A 3,500-nucleotide genomic window follows, 5' to 3' on the forward strand; every position below is an offset into this window, starting at 1 on the left:
GGCGGCGGGGACACGCCGCATGAGTCGTCGGACGGCAAGGACGCGGGCGCCGAGAAACTCCGCAAGGAACACACATTGTGGAGACCCTTTGATCGGCTGATGTCCCACAGATCATCGTTTCCGGCGCAAGTGAATGTACAGTGATCCTGGCTGCATCTTGATGCATGCAGCAAATGCCCTCGCGGAAGGCGAAAAGTGTCGATACTAGATTCCCAGGACGGGAAACTGGAGCGCATCCAGGCGCAGGTATACGAGCGAGCCCGACGGAGAGGCGGCCTTGACGGGCGGGACGCGGCTCAGGAACTCGGAATTTCGGTGAAGGAGGCGGAGGAAGTACTGAAAAATTTACGTTCCCTTCATCTACTGCGTGCCGTCCGCGGTGCGGACGTTCCCGCCGAGCCCCCGGACGAGCGGATGGAGGCGGTGCCCGTCGAGCTGGCCTTCGGGCTGCTCACCGGCGACATGGAGCACTCGCTGCGGGAGGCCCTGGACTGCCTCGGGTCGGCGCGTCGGGGTGTGGCCGGCCTGCGGGCGGCGTTCCAGACGCTCACCCTGGAGGGCGGGAACGGCGACGGACCGCTGCGCATCCCGGACACCGGCACGGTCAACGAGCTGATCGAGGAGGCCGCTTCAGCCTGCGTGGAGGAGGTGCTGACCTGCCAGCCCGGCGGCGGGCGGCCGGCGCAACTGCTGGAAGAGGCGATCGACCGCGACCTGGCGATGCTGGGCCGGGGCGTACGCATGAAGGTGCTCTACCAGCACGCGGCCCGGCGGGACCGGCCCACCCAGGCGTATGTGGAGAAGGCAGTGAGCCACGGCGCGCAGGTGCGCACCCTGGCAGACCTGCCGCCCCGTTTTATCGCCTTCGACCGCTCTGTCGCCTTCCTGGCGGACGAGGAGGCGGCGGAGGGCGCGACCGTGGTGACCCAGCCTTTGACGGTGCGTTTCCTCTGCCGTGTGTTCGACATGACGTGGACCCACGGAACGCCTTTCCGGTCGAATGCGGAAAACAGCGCTCTGGTCGAGGGTGTTCAGCGGTCGATTATCAGGATGCTGGCTGACGGTATGCGTGACGACATGATCGCGCGGCGCCTCGCGATATCATTGCGCACCTGCCGCAAGCACATATCCGAGATCATGCAGCGATTTGATTCCGAGACGCGTTTCCAGGCCGGGTTCGCGATCCGTGAATTCGTGGACGCGGAAGCCCTTGGAGCGCCGTCGGAATGAGGGCGCGGTCGGCATTCCGAAACATGGGAGCGCTCCCATGACGAGAGTGCTGACGCGCTGCGATGAGACGATAGCGCAACGGCATGGTCGTTGGCCACCGTGGGACTCGGCACCGGGGCCCGCGGGCCGGTCGGAGACGAGAGGAGTAACCCGGGGGACTCCGGGGGATGCTTGGTGCTGTGCGGCTGGTGGGCCGGGCCCGGCGGCGGGCTGCGGACCACACGCCCGGCGCCCCGACGGCGCGGGTGACTGCCGTGCCTTTTCACCCCGCCGGTCGACCCACGGCTCACGGCGCTCGTGCCCCCTCCGGGTGGGACGGGACTGGGTCCCCATGCGCCCGCACGGCGTCGACCGCCCCCTCCGTACCGCCTCACCGCGGTGCCGCACCGCTAGGAGACCTCTGCCGTGACCGGCTTCACGACCGGACAGCGAAAGCTGATGCTCTTCTCCGGCCGCGCCCACCCCGCGCTCGCTGAGGACGTCGCGCGCGAACTAGGCGTGCACGTCGTCCCCACCACCATCCGCGACTTCGCCAACGGCGAGATCTACGTCCGCTACGAGGAGTCCGTCCGCGGCGCCGACTGCTTCCTGATCCAAAGTCACACCGGCCCGGTGAACAAGTGGATCATGGAGCAGCTCGTCATGGTGGACGCCCTGAAGCGGGCGTCGGCACGCACCGTCACGCTCATCACCCCCTTCTACGGCTACGCACGGCAGGACAAGAAGCATCTGGGCCGCGAACCGGTCTCCGCGCGACTCGTCGCCGACCTGGTGCGCACCGCGGGTGCCGACCGCATCCTCGCGGTGGATCTGCACACCGACCAGATCCAGGGGTTCTTCGACGGCCCCGTCGACCATCTCTTCGCGCTGCCCACCCTCGCCGACCACGTCGCCGCGCGCTTCGATCCGGCCCGGCTGACCGTGGTCTCGCCGGACGCGGGACGGGTGCGGGTGGCGGACCGGTGGTGTGACCGGCTGGGGGCGCCGCTGGCGATCGTGCACAAGCGCCGTGACAAGGAGGTGGCCCACCAGGTCACGGTGCACGAGGTGGTGGGCGAGGTGCGTGGGCGGGTTTGCGTGCTGGTGGACGACATGGTCGACACCGGTGGCACGATCTGCGCCGCGGCCGACGCGCTGTTCGCCCATGGCGCCGAGGACGTCGTCGTGACCGCCACGCACGGCGTGCTCTCCGGGCCGGCCGTCGACCGGCTGAAGAACTCGCGGGTCGGTGAGTTCGTCTTCACTGACACCCTGCCCGACCCAGCCGCCGTGGACCTGGACAAGCTGACGGTGCTTTCCATCGCCCCGATGCTCGCGCGCGCCATCCGCGAGATCTTCCAGGAAGGCTCCGTCACGGGCTTGTTCGAGAGCGCCTGACGGCCGCAGATCAGGGGCCCGCAGGTGGGCGACTCGCCCGCCTGTGAGGTCAAGCCCGGAACCGGCAAGCTATTTTCCGGCATGCAGCCCGATGGGCCGCCTGAACCCGTGGTCTCCTATCGCCCGCTTCCAAAGGCCGGTTGTGTTCCCCCGCTGAGAGTGGAGGGGGAAGAGTCACGAAAATTCGGAACAACTTCTGCCGTCGTCGGACGAAACTTTGCGCTGTGAGCGCGCTATGAGCCCGGCATGGAATGGTTCGTTCTTTCTGATGTCCTTTTACCGCGTATCGAATCACCGTTTCCCGCATCCGTCCGCGGCGCGTGGACGGAACCCGGGAAGGCGATGAATGTCACTGGGGCTGGAAGTGGGCGCAGCGCGCCCGCTGCGGGCTGTCCATGGGCCGCGACCATGCGGCAATTCGGCGGATCGGCGCACGCGACCTGCTCGCCCAGTCCCACACTGTCACCGAACACACCACGGCACCCGCACCACACGCACCACCGAAGACCACCGCCGCCTGCGCCGTGCCCGCCGACCGCCACGGCCTCGCCCTGCCCGCGCGGGCCCAAGCCACCTCGGGCAAGGCCGCCCCACCCACCGGCAGAGCGGCCGGCACCCTCGGCGGCGCAGCTCACACACCCTTGGGCAACCCCTCAGCGCCCGGCTCCGGCCGGCGCGGTGGCGGTGAAGACTTCCCACTGTATGACCGACGTGCGTACGTTTCCCCCGGCCCCGCCCCAGCTCGGCCCAGCCCGGGCCGGGCCGGAGCCAGGTCATGGCGCACCCGCCCCACCCGCCCGAAGCCTCCTCCAGCACGGCGCTGGTGGCTCTCGCACGGAACCGGTCGACGGCGTCATTACGCCGTCGACCGGACCGGCTTCCATCCCCTGCAC

Annotated in this window: 2 protein-coding genes; both read left to right on the forward strand. The window is 68.8% G+C overall.

From position 1 onward, the window contains the following. The first annotated feature begins 315 nt into the window (after positions 1–315). On the forward strand, positions 316–1,230 hold the full coding sequence (locus ABZ646_RS43160; RefSeq protein ID WP_360532263.1) for a helix-turn-helix transcriptional regulator: 915 nt from the start codon (positions 316–318) through the stop codon (positions 1,228–1,230). 405 nt (positions 1,231–1,635) lie between these two features. After that, positions 1,636–2,607: a ribose-phosphate diphosphokinase gene (locus tag ABZ646_RS43165; RefSeq protein WP_360532266.1), complete on the forward strand. Its 972-nt coding sequence runs from the start codon at positions 1,636–1,638 to the stop codon at positions 2,605–2,607. The last annotated feature ends 893 nt before the right edge of the window (positions 2,608–3,500 follow it).

It is taken from the genome of Streptomyces sp. NPDC007162 (assembly GCF_040634175.1).
Taxonomy (GTDB): domain Bacteria; phylum Actinomycetota; class Actinomycetes; order Streptomycetales; family Streptomycetaceae; genus Streptomyces.